The sequence below is a fragment of the Amycolatopsis sp. H20-H5 genome (assembly GCF_035828755.1).
Lineage (GTDB): Bacteria > Actinomycetota > Actinomycetes > Mycobacteriales > Pseudonocardiaceae > Amycolatopsis.
Window position 1 is genome coordinate 12,490 of sequence record NZ_JAYMZS010000096.1, and the last position, 25,400, is coordinate 37,889.

Here is a 25,400-nt window from a genome sequence, read left to right on the forward strand (position 1 = left end):
CTGTGTTCTGCGGCGCTGTGTTCTGCGGCGCTGTGTTCTGCGGCGCTGTGTTCTGCGGCGCTGTGTTCTGCGGCGCTGTGTTCTGCGGCGCTGTGTTCTGCGGCGCTGTGTTCTGCGGCGCTGTGTTCGACGAGGACTGTGGACCGCTTCCGCCCAGGGTGTCGGGAGGCAAGGCAGCGGGCTGCGGACTGGTGCTCGTGGGGTGCTGACCGGTACTCGGTGAGCTATTCGTTCCGGTGCTCGCGGTCGGATTGGTCGGTGTGTTCAGTGGTGTGCCGGAGGCAGGGGCCTGCGACGGGTTCGCGGTCGAGCCAAGCCCCTTCGACGACACGCTCGACGGAGACTGCCCCTGCCCGTTCGACGAACTGGTGCCGCTGTGCGGTGATCCGCCAGGCTGGTTTGCCTTCGATGAGCCGGTGTTGTGGCTGGTGGACGTGTTCGGGGAGCCACCGGTCGGGTTGCCGGAACCGTGCTCACCACCCTGCGGGCCGCCAGCTCCGGAGCCGGAACCAGGAGAACCGGAACCCGAGCCCGAGCCAGGAGAACCGGAACCGGATCCGGGGCCCGAACCAGACCCAGGACCGCCAGAGCCCGACCCCGAGCCGGGCCCGAAGTCGGAACCAGACCCCGAACCAGCCCCGGAGTCGGAACCGGGGCCCGAACCAGAGCCGGAACCAGGACCAGGACCGCCCGAGTCCCCACCTGGACCGAGATCCGTCCCGCCCAGGTTCGGGCCGCCGCCGATGTCCCCGGGGCCGTGCGGGGTCTCGACGGGTGGGTTGTGCTCGTTCATGTTCTCGATGGCCTTGGTGGCGGAGCCGCTGATCACGCCCGAGGTGAAGCCGAAGCCGAGGCTGTCGAAGTCCCCGCCCGTCGCGCCGGAGATGATCGCGCCGACCACGACCTCGGTGATGCCCTCGTTGAAACCGTTGCCCAGTGCGCTGTCGTTGTACTTCGGCGCGTACTTCGCGCCGCCCAGGTGGAGGCCGCCCATCATGCCGCCTGCCAGCGCGCCCGCGCCGAGCGACACCAGGGTGTTGAGCACGTCCCAGTCCTTGCGGTTGCCCTGGATGAACTGGATGATCTGGGCCAGCGCGTCCTCGAAGGCCTCCTCGATGCCCTCTTGGATCGCTTGCTGGGCAAGGAAACCGCCGATGCGCCCGAGGAACCGGGTGAACAGGTTGCGCACGGTGATCTGGGCCGCGGTGATGAATCCGGGGATGAGCGGCGCGGTGAACGGGCTGGCCAGCGCCCAGGCGATCTCGGCCGCCAGGAACGCGGCCTCGATCAGCATCGAGTACTTCGTGTACTCGACCTCCAGTGCCATTTTGCGCGCCTGCGAGCTGAGCTGGTTCGCCGAGGTGGCCAGCGCCGGGACGCCGTTGCCGAGTTTGCTCGCGAAGCCACGGAACTTGCGGCCGGTCTGGCCGCCGACGTTGGCCGAAACCTGGGCGGCCGCCTGGCTCAGGCCGACGACGGCTTCCTGGAGCTGGATGCTCGCGGTGTCCCAGTGGGCCGCCAGTTCACGCAGCTTGTCCTCGTCGCCCTCCGGGAAGAGGTCGCCGAGAATCGGCGCGAGCGCCCATTTCATCCAGCTCGCGGGCAACATGATGCTCATGGCACGGCCTTACGGATATGTCCAGCCGAGGCGCTCCGAGGCGGCGCGCAGGTTCCGGTCGACCTCCACCAGGCGGTCCTTCGCCTCGCGGATCCGGTCGGCCCCATCGGACAGCTCCACCGCCTGCTCCCACGGGTCGGGCGCGGGGGTGGCCACGTGCCGCGACATCAGGAATGTGGGCGTCGCCTCCACGGGCGGCCCCCACGGCGATTCGTATTCGAGGCCGCGACGCTCGTACTCGGCGCGCAACTGGTCGTCCTTCGCCTCGAACTGGTGCTGGGCCGCGGTCAGCCGCTGGTTCTCCCTCCCCAGCAGGCGTCCGGCCTCGCGCAGTTCCGGCTCGGTCGGGGTGATTCCCGGATACTCGAGGCCGAGGCCTTCCGCTACGGTCCTCATCTTCTTGTCCACAGCCAGAACTCGCTCATGCAACGGCTGTCCATTGTGGACGTGCGAGGCGAGGGGTTCCGAGTAGGTCAGGCCGAGGCGCTCGTGTTCGCCGCGCAGGTAGCCGTCCATCGCGAGCAGCCGGTTGTGCGCGACGCCGAGCTTCTTGCGCTCCCGCAGGACGCCGCGCTCCAGTTTCACCGACCGCAACGCCCGCCGGGGCCGCACCGGGCTCTGCTCCGTCGGCCGGAGCTGCGCAGGGGCGCCGCCCGCGGGGAGGTTAGGCATGATCTCGCCGACCTTCGTCGCGATCCGGGCCGCTCCTTCCTCGGTGTTCTCGAACTTCTTGCTCATGCTCTTGACACCCTCGCCGGTGGCGCGCATGACGTCGCCGAGCGCGAACACGCCATGGAGGAACTTGGTTTTGCCCGGCAGGTAGTTCTGCGCGAACTTCTTGCCGGCCGAGTCGTTGCCCCAGACCGGCCCGAGCCCTTCGGCCGAGGTGACCGCGCCGGTGGCGACCTGACGCACTCGTTCGCCGATTTCGTCGTACTCGCCGCTACCCCGGTTGAGGCCGCTGGTGTCGACAAAGAACCTTTCGCCCACAACGTCTCCTCGTGACTCAGTGCCAGTTCCGGAACGACACCGGCTCTTCGGGCAGCAGCGTGTCGAGCTCGGTCTCGCCGCTGAACATGGCGCGTGCGTCGAAGCCCGGCGGCAGCATCGGGGCGAGCAGTGCCGAGGCCTCGCCGAGTGCTTTCTCCCTGGCCTCGGCGATCGTGGCGAGGATGGTGGTGGCCAGCTCGACCGGGGCCATCCGGCGGTAGGCGTTGGTCGGGAACTTGAGCTCGGTGACCTCGCCGCCGTGCCCGACGGTGACCTGCACGACCTGCCGCGGCGCGGTCGCGGTGGCCGCGATCGCGCGCAACCCGCGCTGCATGTCGCCGAGACCTTCACGACGGCGCTGGTATTCGGCCGTCAGTTCAGCGATCTCCTGGTCGTAGGGCGATGACATGGCGAGACCTCCTTCTCCGGCGGCTTTCAGTTCACGCCGCGCCGGTCACGGAAACCAGGACAACTCTCCGGGGAGGGGATGCCCGGACACCAGTTCTGCCCTCGCGCCCCCTCAGCCGACCGACGCGAGGCCGGATTCGGGGACGGCGGTGAGATTGCGCGAGGAGAACGGTCCCAGGTCGGCCGGGGCGAGCGTGCGGGAAGCCGCGATCGCCGCGAGCCGCTGGGCGAGCTGGTGAGCGCCGCGCACGGTGCGGTCGCCGGACTCGGCGAGCTGCTCGTGCACCGCGGCCCGGACGTCGTCGGGGACCTGGTGACCACGCGCCGCCAGCCGCCGCACGGCCAGTTCGGTGAGTTCCGCGACGGAGTAGTCCGCGAAGTCCCACGCCTGGCCGAAACACTCCGCCAGCGCCGGGACGCGCTCGAACAGCGAGACCAGCGACGCCTGCTCGCCGAGCATCAGCACCACCGGGTCCGCGGCCGCCGCGCGGATGGCGCCGACCAGCGCTTCCGCCGCCTCGGTGTCCCAGTCGTCGTGCACCTCGACGACGAGCACCCCGCCCGCGGCGTCCTCGAACGCCGTGCGGACCAGGTGCTCGGCCTGGCCGGGCCACTGCGGGTCGAGTTCGCGATCGAGCGAGACACCGGCGACCTGGCCGACGCCGATCAGGCCGAGCTCCGACAGGCACCGGGTGTAGCGGCGGGCGAACTCGCCGCGACCGCTGCCGAGCGGGCCGCCGAGGACGACGTTGGCCTGCGTCCCGAGTGGCTTGCGGTCCTTCTTCAGCTGCGCCAGGCGCAGCAGCAGCTCGCCCGCCGCGCGGCGGATGTCGTCCTGGCCGACGAGTCCGGACAGCCTGGCCCATTCGCGGCTCGTCTTCACCGCGGCCGCCGGGGTCGTGTCGCCCGGCGACGTCTCGGGCTCGGGAGCGTTCCTCATGGCGGAAATCTCGCCAGCGAGGTCCGCCGCGGTCAGCCTGGAGAGCTCGGAGTCCTTCGCGGGCGGCTGCAGGGCCAGGCGTGACGCCTGGTTGCCGACCATCGCCTCGAACAGCTTGCGGGCCACGCGGCCGTTGCCGAACGTCTGTCCTTTCGGGACACGCTCGAAGTACTCGGTGAGCGCCTGGACGGCGTCGTCGGTGAGCTCGTAATAGTGCTTACGGCACAGGTTGGTGGTGATGGTGACGAGCTCGCCGACCGCGTAGTTCGGGAACTCGACGGTCCGGGTGAACCGCGAAGCGACACCAGGGTTGGACGCGAGGAACTGTTCCATCAGCTCGGAGTACCCGGCGACGATGACGACCAGCTCGTCGCGGTGGTCCTCCATCATCTTCATCAGCGTGTCGACGGCCTCCTGGCCGAAGTCCGGCCCGCTCCCGCCGGACTGCGCGGTCAGCGTGTACGCCTCGTCGATGAACAGCACCCCGCCGAGTGCCTTGGTGACGACCTCCTGGGTCTTGATCGCGGTGGCGCCGATGTACTGCGCGACGAGGTCCGCCCGCGCGACCTCGATCATGTGGCCCTTTTCGAGGATGCCGAGCTCGGCCAGCACCGCGCCGTAGAGCCGCGCGACGGTGGTCTTACCGGTGCCGGGCGGGCCGGCGAACACGAGGTGCCGGCTCATCGGCGGCATCGGGAGGCCCATCTCCTGGCGCAGTTTGCTCATCTTGATCAGGTTGATGAGCCCGGTGACCTCCTTCTTCACCCCGTCCAGGCCGACCAGGGTGTCGAGCTCGCCGAGCGGGCCCGCGAGCTCGGTGCCGCCCGCGCTCATCGCGCCGAACGGGCTGGTGCCGTCCCGCTCCTGCGCTTCTTCGGGCAGGTGCACGACCGACGGCGCTGCGGGGGCGCGCTCGTCGGTCGTCAGGTTGTCGACCGAGACGCGGTCGTGCTCGCCCCGGCGCACCGCGACGCCGCCGTTGCCCCGCACGGCGCAACCGGACAGCAGCACGGCCTCACCGGTGTCGAGGCGGATGCCGTCACCGGTGTTGTCGAACACGTCGCAGCCGGTCAGCGACGCCCGCCCGCCCTGCTCGACGAGTACCCCGTTGCCGCGTGCCCCGCGTACGCGGCAACGGGTGGCGGTCAGCGAACCGTTCGCCTTGACGAGCACACCATCCACAGGGGACTCGGTGATCTCGCTGTCCTGCAAAGAGATCTCGGAACCGTCTCCAATGGACACGGACCGCAGCAGCGCCGACGCGAACATCGCGCGGACGCCGCCGGCGAGCGTCACGCCGGCGTTGACCCGGACGTCGGTCGCCGTGACGTGCGCGGACTCCGACAGCTCGAGCCCCGGTCCGGACGTGGTTTCGACGATCGCGTCGACCAGCGCGAGTTTCGCCGCGCCCTTGACCGCCAGGGTGCCGTCGAGGCGCAGGCCGCGGAACTCGGCCGACGCGCCGCCGGTGACGATCACCGCGCCCTGGGTCGAGCCGCGGACCGTGGCCGCTTCGAACCGGGGTGCGCTCTCGGCGTCGACCATGATGCCGACCGGCGAGTCGGCCACCAGGCATTCGACGAACCGCGGGTTCGAGCCGCCGGTCACCTGCACGGCGTTGCGCCCGGCGGCCGAGAACGTGCACCCGCGCAGCGTCGGCGCCGCACCGCCCGCGACGTGCACGGCTTGCACCCCGGCGCCGAGGAACTTTGAGTCCACAATAGACACCTTGCCACGGGTGGTGAGGTAGAGGTCGAGGCTCGCGCTGTCGCGGACGGTCAGTTCGGTGATCGAGGCCTCGGCGCGCTGCTCGACGACCATCGCGGGCTTGCCGGAGCCGATGATCTCGGCCTGCTCGACCACGCACCGGCTGTCACCGTTCGCGCAGATGCCGTTGCCCTTGGCGCGGCGCACCACGGTCCGGCGCAGGACGACCGAGCCCCGCTCAGCGACGACCACGCCGGACGAACCGACGTCGCTGACCTCGGTGTCCTCGACCGAACTGCCGCCAGGACCGGCGACGACGATCCCCGCGCCCACGGGGTTCGTGACCTCGCACCCACGGAGTGCGAGACGGCCCTGCTCCCGCGCGAGCAGGGCCGCCCAAGCCGCGCCGGAGATCCGGCAGGTGTCGAGCGCGACCTCGCCGCGCCGGACGTCGACCGCGGGCTGCTGCGGATCGGCACAGGAAAGGACGAGTCCGGACAGCTGCGCGGCTTCGGCGTCGACGACGACCGCGCTGCCCTCGGCGGCGACCACCTCGACCGTGCCGAGCCCCTGCTCGGCGGTGATGGTGACCATCCGGCCCAGCACGAGGTTCTCCTCGTACCGGCCGGGGTGGACGCTGATCATCGCGCCGGGCCCGGCCTGCGCGACGGCCGCACCGATCGTCGGGTACGAGCCGGGGCGGTCGGCCGCGACCACGAAGTGCTGTCGGTTCATCGTCATCTCCTAAACGAGACCCGGGAGGGCGCCGAAGCGGTCGGCGGCGGAGCGGGCGACACGACGGCGGGGCTCGGCCTCGGCCCAGCGGCCCAGGTGCTCGCGCAGCGAGGTCACGGCCATCTCGTCGAGCGAACCGCGGTTGTTCTCGACCCGGCCGTCCGGCCCGATCTCGGCGGCCGAAAGCTCGCGCAGCAGGATCTGGCCGCGCTTGCCCTCGGTCGGCTCGACCAGGTCGAGTACCTTGAAACTGGTGCCGGGCACGAACAGCACCCGGTCCTCGGTCGGGTCGTTCTCCGGCTCCAGCAGCCGGGTGCGCCGCGAGGTCATCGCCCACAGCAGGACATCGACCTCGCCCTTCTGCCCGGCACACGGGCCGGTCAGCGCGCTGGTGAAGCCCCACTCGGTGAGCAGCCGCCGTTCGCGGTACAGCTTCAGCTGGGCCGGGGTCGGCGACGCGGTGAACACGGTCGCGCCGCGGTGCGAGGGCAGCCGGTTGAGCCCGGAGACCACGCAGCGGGCGAACGGGACGTGCGGGCCGGGCTCGGCGGTGCGCAGCCCGCGGTCGATCGCGTCCCCGGCGGCCGAGAGGTACAGCCGGACGGCGACCGCGTCGGTCAGCACCTCGGCCGACGACCGCGACTGTCCACCTTGGACGCCCGGGTGTTCGGAAAGGACTCGCGCGACGGTGTGCGCGATGGCCTCGTACTCACGGCTGAGCGTGGTGCGCAGCCAGCCCCGCTCCTTGTCGAGGCCGCCGCGCGGCAGCAGCGCGGACGCCTCGGTCGACGGCGCGGGCTGCGGGCGGGCCGTGGCCTGCGGCTTGACCTCGGGCTTCACGTCGGGCTTGACGACCGGCTCCGCCACGGCCACTGCTGCCACCTGGGCAGGTGCCTCGGCGACCGGCGCGGCGGGAACGTCTACCGGCTGGGAAAACTGGCCGTCCGACGGCAGTGGCGAGCTTTCCAGCCGCAGCTGCAAGGACGACAGGCTCGACCCGTCGCCCGGCGACTCCACCGGGAGCTCCACCGCCTGAGCGATCGGGGCCCCGGCCGGTTCGACCGGCGGCGCCTCGATGACCTCGGCCAGCTGGATCTGCGCCGCCGGGACCACCTGAGTCTGCGAGGGCTCGTCCACCACGGGCACGACCGGCGCGACCGCCGCGGTCTCCACAGTCTCCACGACCGCCGCCGCGGGGCGGCTCACCCGCACCCGCGGGCGGTGCAGCGCCGACGCGGGCACGATCCGGCTGAGCCGCCGGGTCGTCTGGTCCAAGCGGGACAGCACGTCCTCGGCGAGCAGCCGCATCCTGGCCGCGATCGACTCGGTCGAAGCGTCGTAGGTGAGCACGTTCACCGCGGGGTCCAGCGGCGCCATCCGGACCGCGAGCGCGGTGTCGACGTCGTGCGGCGGGCGGACCCACAGTCCTGATTGGACGACCTCCAGCACCGCGTCCGGCGCGTACCAGTAGACCGCCGGGGCCAGCTCCGCGACGCCGTACACCGGGCGGCGGTGACTCACCAGCGCCGGGCCGTCCCCGCCCGGCTCGAACCCGAGTTCACGGGAGTACGAGTGCCAGCCGAGCCTGCCGTCGGGGCCCAGGGTGTAGACCTCGGGGGCGGCGGCCTGGCCGGTCGGCATGCCAAGGTAACAGGCGATCTTCTCGCCGAGCGCGTCGGCGAGCGCCTGGCCCGCCGAGGTGTCCGGCGGCAGCACCAGCGGTCCATAAAGGACGAAGCGGGCCCGCTCGCGCAGCTCGGGCGGCAGCTTCTGCCAGAACCGGGCGACGTCCTCCAGCTCCAGCGGCGGCGCGCCGGGGCAGCCCAGCACCAGGCTCAGCACCTCCGGCTGGCACGGCACGGACTCGATCAACCGGTTGCGGTGCTCGGGCGCGTGCCGCAGCGGCCGGATCCACACGCCGCCGGGGATCGGCTCGGCCACGCCGGTGGCGCTGGTCGGCCAGAACTCGGCGACCTCGGCGGAATCCCACGACGGCCGCGGGAACCGCTTGGCCTCCCACTGCGGCGGACGGCCGGGGTGGAAGCGGACCCAGCCGCTGCCCTGTCCCGAGTGGACGAACAGCGAGCCACTCGCGCCGGGCACCACGTTGCCGTCGGGGGCGAGCACGGTGCGGCCGAGCCGCTCGGAAAGCCACTGCCCGGCCAGTGCGGTCGTCTCCCGCGAGCGGCCGCCGATGACGAGGCGGACGCCGCGGCGACGGCGCGGCAGGACCTCGGCGACGGACTCCCACATCGAGATCGGCGAGCCGGTCGGCAGGTCGACCACCACCAGGTCGTGGTCGGGATCCGCGGCGACGGACATGGCCAGCGCGCGGGCGCCGTTGGTCATCCGGTCCTTGGGGTGGACCACCAGCGCGTTGCCGATGGTGTGCGTGCCCATTTCCGGGCCGTTCCCCGGCCGGGTGCGAAGCCTCGTCAACACGGACATAGCGGATCCCTTCTAGCTCACGCGACCGCGGCGGCCCGGCTCAGCGCCGGTCCTCCTGGCAGGGCCGAAAGCAGTTCTCCGGCCATCGGAACCGGTGCGACACCCGAGAAACCGAGTGCTTCGATCGTGGCGTTGTCGGCCAGTGGGTACCGGATTCCCTGATCGGTGATCAGGAACCGGTCGGGAACGCGGGCGCCGGGCGGCGCGGGCACGGAGGCGACGAGCATGCCGCTACCGGGTTTCACGAGCGCGCGGACCGTGCCGGGCTCTTCGGACGCGGGCACGGCGGCCTCGACCAGCACCACCGCGCCGACGACCGTCGCGCCGGACGGGCGCTGCCGGACGCAGACCGTCGACGAGCCGGTGACGGTCGCCGTCGCGTGGGCCAGGTCGGGCAGGCGGTTCATCAGCGTGGTGTCCGCCGAACGGGGTGCGGCGGCGACGGCCTGCGGGCTGACGTCGACCGGCGCGGCGGCGCCGGGCCGGACGGACAGCAGGCCGAACTCGGTGGCGGTCATCGGCGCGAGGCCGTCCTTGCGCACCACATAAAGCTGCTCGGCGCCGTTGGCCGCGCGCTGGCGGACGAGCTGGCCGACCTTGCGCCGCTCTCCCGAAACGTCCGGGCCGGGCTTGCCCGCGTCCTCGATGTCGGCGGCGGCGAGGGTGGGGCCGTCGGGCACCGAACCGAGCCAGACCTGCGGCGCGGCGATCGGGCGCAGGTTGTCGACGCCGAGCGCGACCGGCACGGTCGGGTCGGCCAGCCGGAACTTCTGCCCGTGCCACACCAGATACTGCTCACCGGCAGGCGACGCGAGCACGAGGTACTCACCGGCACCGGGCGCGTGCATCCGCGCCGCCGGGTCGAGCAGCACGGTCATCGACGGCTGTCCATTTTGGACACCACTCTGCGGGAGGCAGACGAACCACGGGCCCGCGGTCAGCGCGCCCGGCGCGGGCACCACGTCCGGCGCGCCGTCGATGCCGATGGGCCCGCCGTGCACCAGCCCGGCCAGCGAGCTGCGCGAGATCATCTCGACCTTCGAGTCCTTGCCCTGCACCAGCAGCGCGGACGCCTGGTTGCGCGTCGGGCGCAGCACACCGCCGAGGTAGACGAACCGGGTCCCGGTCTCCTTCTCGACCAGGATCGCGCCCTTCTGCTGCCACACCTTGCTGCCACCGGGGACGATCAGGCCGTAGACCCCGAAGCCGACCGTGATCAGCAGCGCCAGCACCAGCCCGAGGATCAGGCCGAGGCGGGCGCGCCGCGCCGGGACCTCACCGCTGGTCGGATCGGCGAGCACGAGGGCGGTCGACATCCGGCCCATCATGAAATTGTAGGCGTCGACGCGGTCCTTCTGGGTCTGCACGGCTCACCCGAACAATCCGCGTGCCCAGGCGTAAACGCCGAGCAGCTGCAGGAGGACGGGGACGATCGCGAGCGCGGTGACCGTCTCCAGGATGTTCGCGGTGTGGCCCCAGATCGGCAGCAGGCGACGGAACGGCGCGCGCAGCGCGGCGAGCACCATCACGCCCACCATCGCGAGCAGGCCTGTCAGCACGAGGCCGCGCCACTGCGGCGAAGCGGTCTCGGCGAACCCGAGCACCACGGCCGCATAGCCGCCAAAACCCGCCAGCGACAGCGAGACCCGCTGCCAGGCACCGAGGAAGACCCTGGCGCGCAACAGGAGACAGGAGGAGTAGAGGAGCACCATGGCGAGCGGCGCCCAGCCGGGTTCGGGCAGCAGCACCACGAAGCACACCGGCGAGACCAGCCCGGTGCAGACGGTGACCACGTTGAGGTAGCCGTCGGCGGTGACCGCGCGGGCCAGCAACCTGTCCGCGGCCTCGGGTTCGATGTCGATCTGGAGCTCGTCGGCCGTGCGGGGCAGCTGCGGGCCGCGCACCTTGGCCGCGCGGATGGCCACCTTGGGCGCGATGACGACGAAGATCAGCAGTGCCAGTGCGACCAGTGCGGCGGTCTTGACGGGTTCGAGCCGGGCGTCGAGGTAGAGCAGTTCCGCGACGACCACGACGATCCCGGTCGCGGCGACGGTGGTGAACGCCGGGATCGCGATCAGCTTGCCCGCGATCGGCCGCAGCGACAGCAACGCCCCGGCGGCGACCGCGGCCGCCGCGCCGCCCACCAGCATGGCCAGCGGGTCGAGGCCGAGTGTCCCGGCCGGTCCGGCGACCCCGATCGTCCCGGCGAGCCCGGCGAACAGGCAGCCGCCGAGCCCGGTCATCGTGGCCAGGGTGCCGTCGTGCAGGTACCGTCCGAAAAGGACCGCCCCGGTCAGCAGGAGTACGGAAAGGACGATCGCGCTGATCATCGACGCGATCGCGGAGCCGCCGAGGAACAGCGTGGTGACGGCGACCGCGGTGACCAGGCCGGACAGCGTCAGGAAGAACGGCCGGTTGAACTCGGGCGTCCAGCGGTCCGCCTGGCGGGTCATCGCGGTGGCCATGCCGTCGGCGACGTCGTCGAAGTCCAGCTCCGGGAGCGGGTCCGCGGCGGGCCGGAGGTAGAGCTCCTCACCCTCGAGCAGGTCGGCCGACTCCGGGGTCGCGTCCGGGTCCAGCGGCGGCTCGCCGAGTCGCTGCAGCACCCACGATCCGTCCACTTCGGACCGGTCGACCGTGGTGTGGCGGACGAACACCGGCAGCAGGTCGGCGACGGTGGCCGTCATCGGCACGGCGAGGTCGGCGCGGCCGGCCGGGCCGACGACCGTGATCCGGCACAGTGGCAGTGCGGTGGCCTGTGCGGAGGTCATCAGGCCCTCCCTTCGGGGACGAAACCGGTCTGGATCAACTTGATCCCCCGGCGGGTGACCAACTGGGCGCGGCCGGGCGGCATCTTGCGCGGAGCCGCCTCGCCGAGGAACTTGCCCTCTTCCTTCGGGTAGGAGAAGACGACGCCGGGGGTGCCGAGCTCCCACATCCGGCGCAGCACCGGGTCGGTCATCGCCCGCATCGCGCCGGACGTGCTGCGCGCGATGACCACGTGGAGTCCGATGTAGACACCTTGCGCGAGCAGCGGCAGCAGCGGGTCGAGCGGCGTGCCCATGCCCGCCCCACCGAGCAGCAGCTCGTAGTCGTCGACCACGACGAACAGCTGCGGACCCTCCCACCAGTCGCGTTTGCGCAGGCGGTCGGGGGTGATGTCCTGGCCGGGCACCCGCTTGGCGAGCGACACGGAGGCCTTGCCCGCCAGCTCGTTGAGGCCCTGGGTGGTGATGGCGTAGCCGACGCGGTACGCCTCCGGCACGATCTCGTCGAGCTCGCGGCGGGTCTCCCCGAGCACGATCTTCGCCTCGCCGGGGTGGTAGCGCCGCAGGATCGAGTCGACGACCAGGCGCAGCGCGTTGGTCTTGCCGGTCTCGGTGTCACCGAAGACCATCAGGTGCGGGGTGGCGGTGAAGTCGTGCCACACCGGGGCGAGGCGCTGCTCGTCCTGGCCGAGCACGATCCGCAGGTCGCCCTCGGGTGCGGGCAGCTGCGTGACCGGCAACGTCGTCGGCAGCAGCCGGACGCCCGGGGCGTCGCGGCCCGGCCAGAACGTGCGGATCTCTTCGGCGATGGTCTTGGTCGCGGTGGCCATGTCCCCCGCGTCCGAGCTGCCGTCGAGCCGGGGCAGGCCACCGAGGAAGTGGAAGCCGTCACTGGTGATGCCGCGGCCGGGCTGCGGGGGCACGGTCTTCGCCTTGCGCGAGCCGACTTCGGACTCCATCGGGTCGCCGAGGCGCAGCTCGAACCGGGTGCCGATGAGGTCGCGCAGCCACGGCCGGATCTCCGACCAGCGGGTGGCCGCGACGACCACGTGGATGCCGAACGAGAGCCCGCGCGAGGCCAGCTCGTTGATCTTCGTCTCCAGCTCGGAGAAATCCTGGTGCAGGGTGAACCAGCCGTCGACGAGCAGGAAGACGTCGCCGTGCGGGTCCTGGATCTCGCCGCGGGCGCGGGCGGCACGGTAGGCCGCCATGGACTCCAGGCCGCGCGAGGCGAACTCGTTCTCGCGCAGTTCCATGATCTGCAGCAGTTCCTCGATGGTGCGGACCACGCGGTCGCGCTCCATGCGGGTGGCGACCGAGCCGACGTGCGGCAGGCCGCCGATCGACATGATGCCACCGCCGCCGAAGTCGAGGCAGTAGAACTGCGCCTCGTCCGGGGTGTGGGTCAGCGACAGCGCGAGGACCAGTGTCCGCAGCAAGGTCGACTTGCCGGTCTGCGGTGCGCCGACGACGGCGACGTGGCCGTCCGCGCCGGACAGGTCGGCGATCAGCAGTTCGCGGACCTGCTCGTACGGCCGGTCGACCATGCCGACCGGCACCCGCAGGCGGCCGCGCTCGGCCGGGTCGTCGACGGTCATGCCGCGGATCGGGTCGGGCAGGACGCTCGGCAGCAGGGTGTCCAGGCTCGGCGACTCGGCCAGCGGCGGCAGCCACACCTGGCGCGCGGCGGGACCGGCGCCGGCGAGCCGGTTGATCATCACGTCCGCGAGGCTGGGCGCGTCCTGGCTGATGAAGACCTCGGGCACGGCGTCGTCGGCGGGCTCCTCGACGACGGTCTCGGTGGGCAGCATGTACAGGTGCGGATGCGCGTGCGCCACGAACGGCACGACCTCCTGGCCTGCCGCCGAGCCGCTGGCCGTGCCGCCGCCGTCACCGGGGGCGGTGAGGCAGGCGCCGGAGACGTACGCGCCCTTGAAGCGCACCAGGTTCGTGGTGTCGATCTTGAGGTAGCCGTTGCCAGGCTCGCTCGGCAGCTCGTAGGCCTTGGCGACGCCGATGACGCTGCGGGACTCCATCGAGGAGAACGTCCGCAACGCGATGCGGTAGGACAGGTGGCCCTCGACGCGGTGGATGCGGCCCTCGTCGAGGCGCTGCGAGGCGAGCAGCAGGTGGACGCCGAGGCTGCGGCCCAGCCGTCCGATCATCACGAACAGGTCCATGAACTCGGGCTTCGTGGCCAGCAGCTCGGAGAACTCGTCGACGATGATGAACAGCGTCGGCAGCGGGGTGAGCTGGGTCCCGGCCGCGCGGGCCTTCTCGTAGTCGAACTGCGAGGCGTAACCGCTGGCCCGCAGGAGCTCCTGGCGGCGGATCATCTCGCCGTTGAGTGAATCCTGCATACGATCTACCAAAGGCAGTTCGTCGGCCAGGTTGGTGATCATCGCCGAGGTGTGCGGCAGCTTCTCCATGCCGAGGAAGGTCGCGCCGCCCTTGAAGTCGACCAGCACCAGGTTGAGGATCTCCGAGGAGTGCGTCGCGGCGAGCCCGCAGACCAGGGTGCGCAGCAGTTCGCTCTTGCCGGAACCGGTGGCGCCGATGAGCATCCCGTGCGGGCCCATCCCGCCCTGCGCCGGTTCCTTGAGGTCGAGCTCGACGACCTCGCCGTCCTCGGTGACGCCGATCGGCACGGTCATCCTGGCGCGCTGCGCGGCGCGCGGCCGCCACTGTGCCGGGATGTCGAAGGTGTGCACGTCACGGATACCGAGCAGGGTGGTCAGCTCGAAGTCGTTCTCCAGTGGACGGTCCACGATGTCGACCGTGCCGCTGGTGCGCTTGGGCGCGATGATCCTGGCGAGGCTTTGGGCCTGCGCGAGGCTGAACCGGTCGCCGAGCGCCGACGCGGTGCCGTCGCCGGACGGGTACTCGACCTGAGCGTCCTTTGTGGTCAGTCGCAGCACCTTGGGGCCGCCTGCCATCGCGCCGGTGACGTCCAGCAGGACGACGTTGCGCAGCCCGGCGCCGAGCAGGCGGGAATGGTCGGGGATCTGGCCGAGGTGGGCGATCACCACGATGTACGGCTCGTGCGTGCCGACCGGCGCGCCGCGGTCGTGATCCCCGCGATCGGTGACCTCCGGGCCGAGCAGGTCCATCAGCTCGTCGTGATCGCAGGCCAGCAGCCGTAGCGGCCCGGCGGCGTCGCGGACGGTCGGGTGGGCGTTGTGCGGCAGCCACTTGACCCAGTCCCAGTCGGCGCGGCCGGTCTCGGTGGTGAGCACCGCGACCCGCAGCTCGTCCGGGGCGTGGAAGGTGACCAGCTGGGCCAGTATCGCGCGGACCATGCTGACCGCCGAGGTGACGTCGCCCGCGAACTCGACGCTGGTGAAACTACGCAGCCCCACCGAGATCGGGATGCCGGAGACGGTCCGGTAGGTCTCGCTGAAGCGGCGCAGGGAGATCGCGGACAGCGGCTCGAGGTCCTCGATCGGCTTTGTCGACGGCGGCAGGAACTCCAGCGCCGCGTGCTGCGTGCCGAGTCCGATGCGGGCGCGGCCGAAGTCGTCATGGCTGGCGCGGCGCTCCCACAGCCGGGGGCCCATCGCGGCCGACCACAGCCACGCCGGGTCCGGGTTGTTCCAAGCCGCGGTGTGACGCTGCTTCTCCGCCGCCTCACGGGCCTGCTTGCGCAGCTGGCCGATGTAGCGGAGGTAGTCGCGGCGCTCGGCCATCATGCGGCGCTTGCGGTCGCCGACGCCGCGGCCGAGCTGCGAGAGGCTCATGGTGATCATCGCGGTGCCCATGCCCGCGCCCAGCACGTAGGTGATCGCCGAGCCATTGCCGACCGAGAACAGCAGGATCATCATGATCGAGCCGATGCCCATCGGCAGCATCATCAGCACCGAGGAGAAGTCGCGCGTGGCGGGTTCCGCCATCACGGGCGGCTCCTGCAGCTCGACCTGCCCCTCGGGCATCTCCGGGCCTGCCGCGCGCGGCGGCCGTTTGACCGTGACGGTACTCATTCCAGTACCCCCGAAGGCCGGTTGTTACTGCCACCCCAGGCGGAATCGTCCTGCCTCAACAGATCGGACATGCTGCGCGGGGTCTCTTCCTCCCCCTCGTCACTGTCCTCTTCGGACTCCGCTGGTTCCTCGGCCGCCACCGCGGGTGCCTCGCCGATGTCCGTGCACGAAGGCCGTCGCTCCCCTGCCTCCTCCGGTGGCGCGAACTCGTCGCCCTGCTTCTTGCGCTGCCAGGTCGCGTACTCGGCGGGATCCGCTTCCGGCATCCACGGTTCGGTGTCGCGCAGGACATAGTCGGTGGCGACCTCCTCCTCGCCGCGATGGTCGTCCTTCGGCGGGCCGAGCGGCCACAGCAGCGTGAGGAACCCGGAGCCACCGGTGTGCCACGAGCTGGTGTCCTCCCTGCCGTCCGGCGGGGCGACCACGGCGACGCGGTCGGCCGGGCCCGGCGCCGATGCGGCCGTTCCATCCACAATGGACGCAAGGTCGCCCGTTCCCGGGGCGAGGGGCACCCCGGGCTCGGTGCCGCCGTGCGAGGCGGCCCACGCGGCCGGGTCGAGTGAGGGAGCTTCGGCCTCGGCGGGCTCACCGGCCGCCGGTCCAGCGCCGGTCCACGGCTCGGCGCCGCCGTCGAGCAACGCGGCGGAATCCGGCCGCTCGGCGGGGTTTCCGCCGACGGCGCCTTGGCCCATCGGCATCATGGGCAAGCCGGGCGTCGACCGACGTTCCGGCGGCGCCGTCCAGGTGCCCGGGGCAACGACGCCATCGGGCACGTCGGCCCCGGTCCGGGGCTCGCCGCCACCATCGAGAAGAGCCGAGGCGAGGCTCCCGCCGGGAAGGGCCCACGCGGCGGGATCCGAGGTCGGAGTGTCCACACCGGACGGATCGCCACCCGGGACCTCGCCGCCCGTCCAAGGCTCTGTACCGCCATCGAGCAGGCCAGCGGAGTCCGGCCGCTCGGCCGGGCCACCACCGGCACCACCGGAGGTCGGGGACATCGGCATCCCCGGCATTCCCGCGGCCTGAGCACCCTGACCGCCCCCGGGAACCGCCCATCCGGCGGGATCCGAGGTCGGAGTGTCCACACCGGACGGATCACCGCCCGGCACCTCACTACCCGACCACGGCTCGACGCCTCCATCGAGCAGACCGGCCGAATCGGGCCGCTCGGCCGCGGTAGCACCACCGGCACCACCCACGCCGGAGCCCATCGGCACGCCCGGCATTCCGGATGGCAGGACAGCCTTGTCCCCGCCAGGAGCCGCCCAAGCGGTGGGATCGAGTGCCGGTGCGTCGACGCCCTTCGGGTCGCCGCCGGGCAAGTCCGCGCCGGTCCACGGCTCCACTCCGCCATCGAGCAGACCGGCCGAATCCGGCCGCTCCGCAGCAGTACCACCACCGGCACCACCCACACCCTGACCCATCGGCATCCCCGGCATACCCGGCGACTGAACACCCTTGCCAACATCACCAGGAGCCGCCCACTCAGCCGGGTTCAACGCCGGAGCGTCCACACCGGACGGATCACCACCCGGCAACTCACCGCCCTTCCACGGCTCCACACCGCCATCAAGCAGACCCGCCGAATCCGGCCGCTCAGCCGCAGTGCCGCCACCGGCGCCGCCCATGCCCGCACCCTGACCCATCGGCATACCGGGCATCCCCGGCATCTGATCGCCCTTGCCGCCGCCCGGCGCGGCCCAGTCGGCCGGGTTCGAGGACGGGGTGTCGAGGCCCCTCGGGTCGCCGATCGGCGGCGGGGCGCCGCCCTTCCACGGCTCCACACCGCCGTCGAGCAGGCCCGACGAGTCCGGCCGCTCGGGGGCGCCGCCGGTGCCACCGCCCATGCCGCCACCCATCGGCATCCCGGACATCGGCGGCATCGGGGCGCCGCCACGGCTGTCCGGCAGTTGCACTCCGCCCGGCGCGTCACCGGCGCCCCACTCGCTCGGCGGCGCGACGGCGTTGGTACTGCCCGGCAGGTTGCCTAGGCCGTTCGGGCCCAGACCGGGGAACTCGGCCGGTTTGATGTCCGGCACGCCCCCAGGGCTGTTGCCCTGCGCGCCGCCGCCAGGGCCGGAACTCTTATTGGAGAACGGCTTGACGTCGGGGCTGCCACCACCGTCCTTGCCGCCCGGCCCGCCGATGGGTCCGCCCATGCCGGGGAACGGCGTGATCGCGGGCCCGTTCGTGCCTTCGCCGCCTGGCGCCTGCGGACCGTCCCCACCGGACCCGCCGGTGAAGTCCTGCGGCGGTGGGCCACCCGGGAAGTCCTGCGGCTGCGGGCCGCCACCCGAAGAATCCACTGGCGGCGGCTCACTGCTCGCAAAGGCCTGCGGCTGCGGTCCCCCGCCGGGAAAGTCCTGTGCCTGCGGCCCCGGGCCGGGCGATTCATAGGGCGGCGGGTCGCCGCCGCCCTGCTGCGGCGGCGGCGCTCCCGGCCCCTGATACGGCGGCGGCTGGTACGGCGGCGGAGCGCCAGGACCCTGGTATGGAGGCGGAGCGCCGGGACCCTCGTACGGCGGCGGCTTCTCCGGGGGCGGGTACGGCGGCGGCTTCTCCGGAAGCGGGTAGGGCGGGGGCTTCTCGGGATTGTACGGAGGCGGCTCTTTACCGCCGGAGCCGCCGCCGGTGGCGGGCGGGTTGACCTTCACCTTCGCGTACTTGTCCGCGAGGTCATGCAGCACCTGCCGCATGTCCTTCGTCATCATCTCGCGGATCTTGTCGTACTTCGAATCCCCGATGTGGATGAGACCGTTGTCCATCGTGCTCGCGCCGACGAGCGAAGCCTGGTGCGCGTACCACGAGTCGATCGCGTGGATCTGGTACTGCGCGTAGGAAAGCTGGTTGCCCATGTTCCACAGCTGCGTCCCGACCGGATTGATCCCCGCGTCTCCGCCGGAAAACCGCTCGGCGTTGGCGAGAACCTGCTGTGAGAACTTGTCCATCAATGTCATGAACGCCGTCGCGGCGTCGCCTTTCCACGGCCCGTCCGGCCCGGCGAGCGCCTTCGACTGGTCCGAAATGGACTTGCCGACCATCTGCAGAGTGTTCTTGACCTTGTCGAACGCGCGCCCGGCATCCCAGAGCGTCTGCGGGTCGACCAGGCCTTGCGAAAGAGGATTGCCGCCGTCACCGGACATCGCGGAGCCGCCGTTGATGGCGGCCATGATCTGTTTCCAGTCCCAGCTGTTGTAGTCACCCGCGGAGCCTGCCACCGACGGGTCGGCGACGATCCCGTTGTCCGTCTCGATGAAACCGGGCGAGTCCCGGTAGGGCTTGCTGTCCGGCATGGCTTCCTGCACCCTCCGCGTCGTACCAGGACTGTCTTTCCCGCGTGCGCGTCACCCCCTCCGGTTCCCCGGGTTCTCGCGGGAACCCGGGGAACCGATCAGGAGCGTCAAGCGGTGGAACCACCCTGGGACGCACCGGCGTTGATGTCGCCCGTCACGTCCTCGGTGTACTTGCCGAACTCCGCCGCGGTCATCGAGTTGAACTCTTCGGCCGTGGCGTAGTCCGTCGCCATCTTCTGTGCCTTGGCCACCATGTCGATGGCGGCCTCGATCGTGGTGCGGAGGAACTCCGACGTCGGGTCCACCAGACCGGCGCCGTTGACCTTCTTCTCCATTTCGTGCGCGTCGAAGAACGCGCCCGGCTTGATCTTGACGTCGGCCACCGCGTTGCGCGCGTCCAGCAGGGGCCGCTTCAGCAGCTCCAGATTGGTCCCGAACGTCTTGAGCGCCTGGGTGCTCACCGCGGTGACACCCTTGCCGGGGTGCTCGGCCCCGCCGGGCACTGCCGGTGCGTCGCCGGCGCCCGCGTCGATCTGGGACGAACCGTCGACGTGCTGATAGTTCCCGTCGAACTTCTGGAAGTTGTTCCGGTCAGTGTCGGTGTACCGCCCGTCGGCGGATTCGGCGTACTCGGACAAGGAGACCTTGCCGTCGGACCCGCTCGACGGGAACTTGTAGTCGTGCAGTAGCCCGGTGATATGGGTCTTCTGGTCGTCGGTGAGCTCAAGACCCTTGTGCATCCGGGAAATCTCGTCCGGGGTGAGCTGGCCGTTAATGTCCGCCCGGTGGTCAGGCGGGGACGGCGGAACGTAGTCGCCCATGGCGGATCACCAGCCGCCGCTGGACCACATCTGGGCACCCTGGCGCTCTGCCCCGTTGTAGCCCTGGGAGATCTCGCCGAAGGCCTGGCGGGCGCGCTGGAGGCACTCGGGCATCTTGTTCGCCGCCTGGTTCCATTGCCGCTTGGCGTCCCAGTACTGCGTCTGAGCGTCACCGGTCCACTCGGCCAGGCTGCGTTCCACATTGGACTCGAGGTCGGTCAGCATGGTCTTGATGCCGGTGTTGATCTGGCCCATGTTGTCCAGGATCACGTCGGCAAGGGTGAAGTCGAACTGATACTGAGTCATGACTGTTCTCCTCAGATCCCGCTCAGTCCACCGGTCCAGGCGCCCGCTGTGGACAGCGCCGTTTCCTCGGTGTTGGTGTAGACGGTGGCGTTGGTACCCATGACCTCGAGCATCTGGGCCAGCTTCTTGATGATGATGTCGAACTGCTGTTCCCAGTCGTTCATGGCCTGACCGAACTTGACCGAGGCGTCGCCTCGCCAGGAAGCCTGCAGCGTGGCCATCTCACTGTTGATCTGCTGCAGGTGGTTGTTCGCGGAGGTGATGGCATGTTCGAAGTGGCTACCAGCCTGCTTCATGCCCTCCGTTGTTGTGGAGACAGGACTCGCTGCCATGGAAAGCTCCTTTACGAATTGTCAGCCGTGCCGGAGTGGCCCTGACCTTGCTGACGTCGACACTGACTCACCACGGCGAACAACGTGAAGCCGAAAGCGGGCGTGATGCCCGAATATCGGCCAAGGTTGCCTGACACAACCACCGCACAGGCCACCGCTCATATGTGCAGCCGGAAGAATGTGCGCGAATATCGCCCCGGGCGGCCCCTTTTCCCCTGGACACCCGGCGTCCATTGCGACCCGTCACGGCGTATGCTCACCAATGGCATCCGGTGTGTGACGATCCGTCAGCACGTGGAAGGGAGACCGATGTCGGCTGCGGACGGCGCGGCTCCGAGACTCCAGCTGCTCGGTCCCGTGAAGGGCTGGCGCGGCGGAGCGGAGATCGACCTCGGCTCGGCGCATCGTCGCACGGTGCTCGCCACCCTGGCCATGACGCCCGGCCGCACGGTCTCCCGCGAGGAGCTGATCGACGCGGTCTGGGGCGAGTCGCCACCGGCCAGCGCCCAGGGCAGCATCTACACCTACGTCTCCGGCCTGCGCCGCGCGCTCGAGCCGGGCAGGCCCAAGGGCTCCGGACCGCAGCTGCTCGCCTCGATCGGCTCCGGCTACTCACTGAAGCTGCCCCCCGCCGACATCGACGTCCACCTTTTCGACTCGCTGCGAGAGCAGGCCCGCCAGTATCGCGGGAAGCAGGACCTGCCCGCCGCGCTCAAGGCGCTCGACGCCGCGCTGGGGCTCTGGCAGGGCGAGGCGCTGTCCGGGCTGCCCGGCCCGTTCGCCGCGGCCCAGCGCGCCCGGCTCGCCGAGCTGCGGCTGGCGACGGCCGAGCGTCGCGCCGAGACCGTGCTCGAGTCCGGCGGGCACGCGGAGCTCGTCCCCGAGCTGACGGCTCTCGCCGCGGAGCACCCTTTCCGGGAGACGCTGCGCGCCCTGCTGATGACGGCGCTGCACCGCGGCGGCAGGCGCACCGAGGCGCTGGCGGTGTTCGCCGACGTCCGTGACAGGCTGGTCGAGTCCTCCGGCACCGAGCCCTGCCCGGCGCTGCGGCGGCTGCACCAGCAGATCCTGGACGGCGAGCAGGCGCCGGTCGCGCCGGGCATCCCGGCCCCGCCGCCCGTCCGGATCCCGCGCTTCCCGCTGCCGACGTTGCCAGCCCGGCCCGAGATCTTCGTCGGCCGCGAGGCCGAGCTGGACGTGCTGCAGGAGGCCATCGCCGGGCTGGCCGACACCGGCGGCCGGTCGTTCTGGGTCGAGGGCGAGCCCGGCATCGGCAAGTCCGCCCTGCTGGCCGAGGCGCTCGGCGAGGCCGTCGAGGCCGGGTGCAAACCGGCCTGGGGCGCGGCCGACGCACTGGATCGCCGGTTCCCGCTGCGCCCGCTGCTGGACGCGCTCGGCGTGCACCCGCGCGCTTCCGACCTCCGCCGGGCCGAGCTGGCGGTGGCACTGGACGAACGTCCCGACGAGGATCCGGTCGACGGCATCCTCGGGCTGGTCCGCGAGCTGTGCGCCGACGCGCCGCTGGTGCTCGTCCTCGACGACCTGCAGTGGGCCGACGACCTGACCCTGCTGGCCTGGCTCCACCTGAGCCGTGAGAGCAAGCGCCTGCCACTGCTGCTCATCGGCGCCTGCCGCCCGATCCCGCGGCCCGCCGAGCTGGAGCCGCTGCGCGCCGGCCTCGGTGAGAACGGCGCGGAGACGCTCACCCTCGAGCCGCTGGCCGAGTCCGCGATCCGCGAGCTGGCGGGTGAGATCGTGGGCGCCCCGCCCGGCAAGGACCTCCAGGTCCTGATCTCGTACGCGGCGGGAAACCCTTTCTACGCAAGGGAAATCGTCGAGACGCTGGTCAGCGGTTCGATGGTGCTGATCGACGGCGTCCAGGCTCAGCTGGAGGCTAACCACTGCGCCACCATTCCGTCGCCGCTGGGGTCCAGGGTCACGCTGTACCTGAGCTTCCTGTCCACCGCGGCCAGGGACACCCTGCGCTGGGCGGCCCTGCTGGGTCAGCGGTTCTCGCTGTCGGACATCGCCGTCGCGACGGACCGCCAGGCGATCTCCCTGGTGGCCGCGGTCGACGAGGCACTCGCCGCGGGGGTGCTCACCGAATCGGGCGACAGGCTGGCTTTCCGGCATCCGCTGCTGCGCCGGGTGCTCTACGAAAAGACCCCCGCGGCGATGCGCATCGCCCTGCACCGGCAGCTGGCGGAGGCGTTCGCCACCTCGGGCGCCCCGGTCGACAGGGTCGCCGAGCAACTCGCCGCCGCGCCCGTCCAGGTCGATCCCTGGGTGAGCGACTGGCTGCTGGCCAACATCGGCGCGGTCGCGACCGAAACCCCGCGCGTCGCGGTGGGCCTGCTGCGCCACGCCGTCACGCAGGGCGCGCTGGCGGCCCCGGCCAAGGAAACGCTGACGGCGACGCTGGCCCGGCTGCTGTTCTGGCTCGGCCGCGAGCCAGAGTCGGAGGCCCGGTCCGTGGTCGCGCGCACGACCGACAGCAAGCGGGCCGCCGAGATGCGGTGGATCCTCGCCTACATCTACTACCGCCGCGGAGACCTCGCCGAGGCCGCGACGGAGGTCGAGCGCACCCTCAAGGACGAGTCGGTCCCGGACATGTGGCGGGGCAGGCACGAATCCCTGCTGGCCACCCTGCGCAGGATGCGCACCGGCGACTCCCCCGGCGCCGACCCGCTGCCCGAACTGGCCGAGCTGCGCATGCTGGACGGCGCGGTGCCGAGTATCGAGAGCCTCGAAGACGCGTCGGAGACGCTGCAGGCCGCGCGGCTGCTGGCGCCGACCAGGGCCGTGCCCGGCGAGATGCACCTCGCCGGTGCCGTGCACTACTACTGGCTCGGCCGCTGGTCCGAGGCCGTCGCCGAGCTGGACGCGGTCATCCGCGATGGCGCGGAGACTGCGTCGTACGTCTTGCGCAGCCCGGGTTCGGCGTTGCTCGTGCACGGCGTCAGCGCGCTCATCGCCGGGCACCGCGGCGAGCCGGAGGAGGCGCGCGCGCACCTCAGCGCGGCCGTGCGGCGGCCGTGGCCCGCCGAACTCGGCGGCGACGGTGACGACTTCGTCCTGGCGGCGCGGGCGCTGCTGGCCGAGCAGGAAGGCAGGCCGGAGCAGGCGCTGGACGCGCTGTCCCCGCTGCTCGAGCCGCGCTATCCCCCGGCGGCCCGGCACCAGTGGCTGCCCGACATCGCCCGCCTCGCGATGGCACTCGGCGACACCCAGCGAGCCCGGCACGCGCTGCGCATAGCGAGCCCGGCGAGCACCGACGACGTCCCGCCCGCGCAGGCAGCGGCGGCGGCGCACTGCCGTGGCCTGGTCGCCGGCGATCCCGAGCCGGTGCTGACCGCGGCCGAGCACTACCGGGCCACCGGGCGCACGCTCAAGCACGCGCGGGCGATGGAGGACGCCGCCATCCTGCTCGCCGAGACCGGGCGTCTCGAGGAGTCGCGGCCCACGTTCCGGACGGCGCTGATGGCGTATACCGCGATGGGCGCGGTGTGGGACGTTCGCCGGGCCGAGGGCCGGATGCGGCCGTACGGGATCCGGCGGGCGAATCCCGTCCGCTCCCGCGCCTCGGGAGAGTAAGAGGCCACGGGCAACTACCGCGCAGTAAGATGGCCTGGGGTTCTACAAGACTGTGTCGACACGTAACGAACGGGGCGACATGCCAGCGGAGACGGACGAGGGGCTCCGGGTCGGCGTACTCGGCCCGCTGCGTGCCTGGCGGGGGCCGGTCGAGATCGCACTCGGCCCGGCCCGGCAGCGGGCCATCTTCGCCGTGCTCGCGGTCAACGCCGGGCACCAGGTTTCGCGCGCCGAACTGATCGCCGCCGTCTGGGGCGAGTCGCCGCCCGCGAGCGTAGAGGGCAGCGTCCACACGTATGTCTCCGGCCTGCGCCGGGCACTCGAACCACAGCGAACGCGCTGGTCGGCGGCAAGCGTGCTGGTTTCGGAGTCAACCGGTTACTCACTGCGGCTGGCCCCCGACGCGCTGGACGCGGCGGTGTTCGAGCAGCTGCGGGAGCGGGCGCGCCAGCACGCCGAGGCCGGGGACCACCGGTCCGCGGTGAGCGAGTTGAACTCCGCTTTGGCGCTGTGGCAGGGAGAAGCCCTCTCGGGCGTGCCCGGCGCGTTCGCCGAGCGGCGCCGGGAGCATTTCGCCGAGCTCCGGCTGGACACGCTCGAACGCCGGGCCGAGGCCGTGCTCGCACTGGGCGGCAACCTCGACCTCGCCGCCGAGCTCGAGGTGCTGACCCGCGACCACCCGCTGCGCGAATCCCTGCGCGAATCCCAGATGCTGGCGCTGTACCGCAGCGGCCGTCCGGCCGACGCGCTCGACGTCTTCCGGGACACCCGCGTCACCCTCATGGGTGAGCTCGGGGTCGAGCCCGGCGCCGCCTTGCAGCAGCTACAGGGCCAGATCCTCGCCCAGGACCCGGCGCTCGACCTCCCGAGCGCGCGGCCCACCGTCCCCGCGCAGGTCTCCCGCGCGCTGCACGACGCGGACCCGCCCACCGCGCTGTTCGGCCGGGAGACCGCGGCCGCCCGGCTGCGGGAGCTGCTGGCCGGGGTGCGGGCGGGCCGGGGCCGCGCGGTGTGGGTCGAGGGCGAGGCGGGCATCGGGAAGTCGGAGCTGCTGACCAGCACCCTCGCCGACGCCGGGCGGCACGGCTGCCAGCTCGCCTGGGTCGCCGCCGACGAGCTGAGCATGCGGTTCCCGCTGCAGGTCATGCTCGACGGCCTGGCCATCGACGCGAAATCGCCCGATCCGCGGCGGGCGCGCGTCGCCACCGAGCTCAACGGCGAACGCCCGGCCCGGCGGGGCTGGGGCGAGAGCGACCCGATGCTCGGCGCGGTGGACCGGCTACTGTCCCTTGTGGACGAACTGTGCACGGAAGCGCCGCTGGTGCTCGTGGTCGACGACCTCCAGTGGGCCGACGAGTCCAGTCTTCTGGTGTGGCACCGGCTTTGCGCGGCGACCAGGCAGCTGCCGCTCCTGCTGGTGGCGGCGTCGCGGCCCGCCCCGGCGCGGGGGCCGCTTGCGCCCC

Annotated in this window: 14 protein-coding genes and 2 pseudogenes; 4 read left to right on the forward strand and 12 right to left on the reverse strand. The window is 71.6% G+C overall.

Translation table 11 applies throughout. The features are described 5' to 3' along the window. Window positions 1-2: 2 nt before the first annotated feature. Window positions 3-95, forward strand: a pseudogene (locus QMK34_RS48060) (pentapeptide repeat-containing protein); the annotation flags it as partial. After that, window positions 53-223: a hypothetical protein gene (locus tag QMK34_RS48065; RefSeq protein ID WP_442785282.1), complete on the forward strand. Its 171-nt coding sequence runs from the start codon at window positions 53-55 to the stop codon at window positions 221-223. The pseudogene QMK34_RS48060 and the gene QMK34_RS48065, both read left to right, overlap by 43 nt. 1,065 nt (window positions 224-1,288) lie before the next feature. Here QMK34_RS48065 and QMK34_RS48070 read toward each other — a convergent pair. The 12 genes and pseudogenes from QMK34_RS48070 to QMK34_RS35755 all read right to left on the reverse strand — a co-directional run. Beyond that, a pseudogene (locus QMK34_RS48070) lies at window positions 1,289-1,618 on the reverse strand (WXG100-like domain-containing protein); the annotation flags it as partial. A 9-nt stretch (window positions 1,619-1,627) separates the two neighbouring features. After that, window positions 1,628-2,608 (reverse strand): hypothetical protein, encoded by a 981-nt coding sequence (locus QMK34_RS35705; protein WP_326419134.1) that lies wholly within the window; start codon window positions 2,606-2,608, stop codon window positions 1,628-1,630. 16 nt (window positions 2,609-2,624) lie between these two features. Next, window positions 2,625-3,017 (reverse strand): YbaB/EbfC family nucleoid-associated protein, encoded by a 393-nt coding sequence (locus QMK34_RS35710; protein ID WP_326419135.1) that lies wholly within the window; start codon window positions 3,015-3,017, stop codon window positions 2,625-2,627. 111 nt (window positions 3,018-3,128) lie between these two features. Beyond that, the gene (locus QMK34_RS35715) at window positions 3,129-6,398 is read right to left on the reverse strand and encodes a right-handed parallel beta-helix repeat-containing protein (protein WP_326419136.1); all 3,270 of its coding nucleotides are present in this window, start codon (window positions 6,396-6,398) and stop codon (window positions 3,129-3,131) included. A 9-nt stretch (window positions 6,399-6,407) separates the two neighbouring features. Beyond that, complete coding sequence (locus QMK34_RS35720; protein WP_326419137.1) at window positions 6,408-8,846, reverse strand: hypothetical protein; 2,439 nt, start codon at window positions 8,844-8,846, stop codon at window positions 6,408-6,410. 17 nt (window positions 8,847-8,863) lie between these two features. Next, the gene (gene eccB / locus QMK34_RS35725) at window positions 8,864-10,213 is read right to left on the reverse strand and encodes a type VII secretion protein EccB (protein ID WP_326419138.1); all 1,350 of its coding nucleotides are present in this window, start codon (window positions 10,211-10,213) and stop codon (window positions 8,864-8,866) included. A 3-nt stretch (window positions 10,214-10,216) separates the two neighbouring features. After that, window positions 10,217-11,617 carry a type VII secretion integral membrane protein EccD gene (eccD, locus tag QMK34_RS35730; protein WP_326419139.1) on the reverse strand — a complete coding sequence of 467 codons (1,401 nt, stop codon included), beginning with the start codon at window positions 11,615-11,617 and terminating at the stop codon, window positions 10,217-10,219. Next, window positions 11,617-15,591, reverse strand: coding sequence for a type VII secretion protein EccCa (gene eccCa / locus QMK34_RS35735; protein WP_326419141.1), 3,975 nt, complete (start codon window positions 15,589-15,591; stop codon window positions 11,617-11,619). The genes eccD and eccCa overlap by 1 nt, the downstream gene beginning before the upstream one ends. Beyond that, window positions 15,588-18,884 (reverse strand): hypothetical protein, encoded by a 3,297-nt coding sequence (locus QMK34_RS35740; protein WP_326419142.1) that lies wholly within the window; start codon window positions 18,882-18,884, stop codon window positions 15,588-15,590. The genes eccCa and QMK34_RS35740 overlap by 4 nt, the downstream gene beginning before the upstream one ends. Before the next feature lie 107 nt (window positions 18,885-18,991). Beyond that, a complete protein-coding gene (locus tag QMK34_RS35745) occupies window positions 18,992-19,705 on the reverse strand; it encodes a hypothetical protein (RefSeq protein ID WP_326419143.1) in 714 nt (237 codons plus the stop codon). Window positions 19,706-19,711: 6 nt separating this feature from the next. Beyond that, on the reverse strand, window positions 19,712-20,011 hold the full coding sequence (locus QMK34_RS35750; RefSeq protein ID WP_326419145.1) for a WXG100 family type VII secretion target: 300 nt from the start codon (window positions 20,009-20,011) through the stop codon (window positions 19,712-19,714). Window positions 20,012-20,022: 11 nt separating this feature from the next. After that, on the reverse strand, window positions 20,023-20,343 hold the full coding sequence (locus QMK34_RS35755; protein ID WP_326419146.1) for a WXG100 family type VII secretion target: 321 nt from the start codon (window positions 20,341-20,343) through the stop codon (window positions 20,023-20,025). A gap of 309 nt (window positions 20,344-20,652) precedes the next feature. Here QMK34_RS35755 and QMK34_RS35760 point away from each other — a divergent pair, with 309 nt between their 5' ends. Next, window positions 20,653-23,937 carry a BTAD domain-containing putative transcriptional regulator gene (locus QMK34_RS35760; RefSeq protein WP_326419147.1) on the forward strand — a complete coding sequence of 1,095 codons (3,285 nt, stop codon included), beginning with the start codon at window positions 20,653-20,655 and terminating at the stop codon, window positions 23,935-23,937. A gap of 79 nt (window positions 23,938-24,016) precedes the next feature. Continuing rightward, window positions 24,017-25,400: BTAD domain-containing putative transcriptional regulator (locus QMK34_RS35765; protein WP_326419148.1), on the forward strand; the 1,384-nt coding region annotated here is incomplete at its 3' end.

Coding starts and splice junctions, on each gene's coding strand:
- QMK34_RS35755 (WP_326419146.1), bottom strand. CDS start 20,343: ATGGCAGCGAGTCCTGTCTCCACAACAACGGAGGGCATGAAGCAGGCT.
- eccCa (WP_326419141.1), bottom strand. CDS start 15,591: ATGAGTACCGTCACGGTCAAACGGCCGCCGCGCGCGGCAGGCCCGGAG.
- QMK34_RS35740 (WP_326419142.1), bottom strand. CDS start 18,884: ATGCCGGACAGCAAGCCCTACCGGGACTCGCCCGGTTTCATCGAGACG.
- eccD (WP_326419139.1), bottom strand. CDS start 11,617: ATGACCTCCGCACAGGCCACCGCACTGCCACTGTGCCGGATCACGGTC.
- QMK34_RS35760 (WP_326419147.1), top strand. CDS start 20,653: ATGTCGGCTGCGGACGGCGCGGCTCCGAGACTCCAGCTGCTCGGTCCC.
- QMK34_RS35720 (WP_326419137.1), bottom strand. CDS start 8,846: ATGTCCGTGTTGACGAGGCTTCGCACCCGGCCGGGGAACGGCCCGGAA.
- QMK34_RS35710 (WP_326419135.1), bottom strand. CDS start 3,017: ATGTCATCGCCCTACGACCAGGAGATCGCTGAACTGACGGCCGAATAC.
- QMK34_RS35715 (WP_326419136.1), bottom strand. CDS start 6,398: ATGAACCGACAGCACTTCGTGGTCGCGGCCGACCGCCCCGGCTCGTAC.
- QMK34_RS35750 (WP_326419145.1), bottom strand. CDS start 20,011: ATGACTCAGTATCAGTTCGACTTCACCCTTGCCGACGTGATCCTGGAC.
- QMK34_RS35745 (WP_326419143.1), bottom strand. CDS start 19,705: ATGGGCGACTACGTTCCGCCGTCCCCGCCTGACCACCGGGCGGACATT.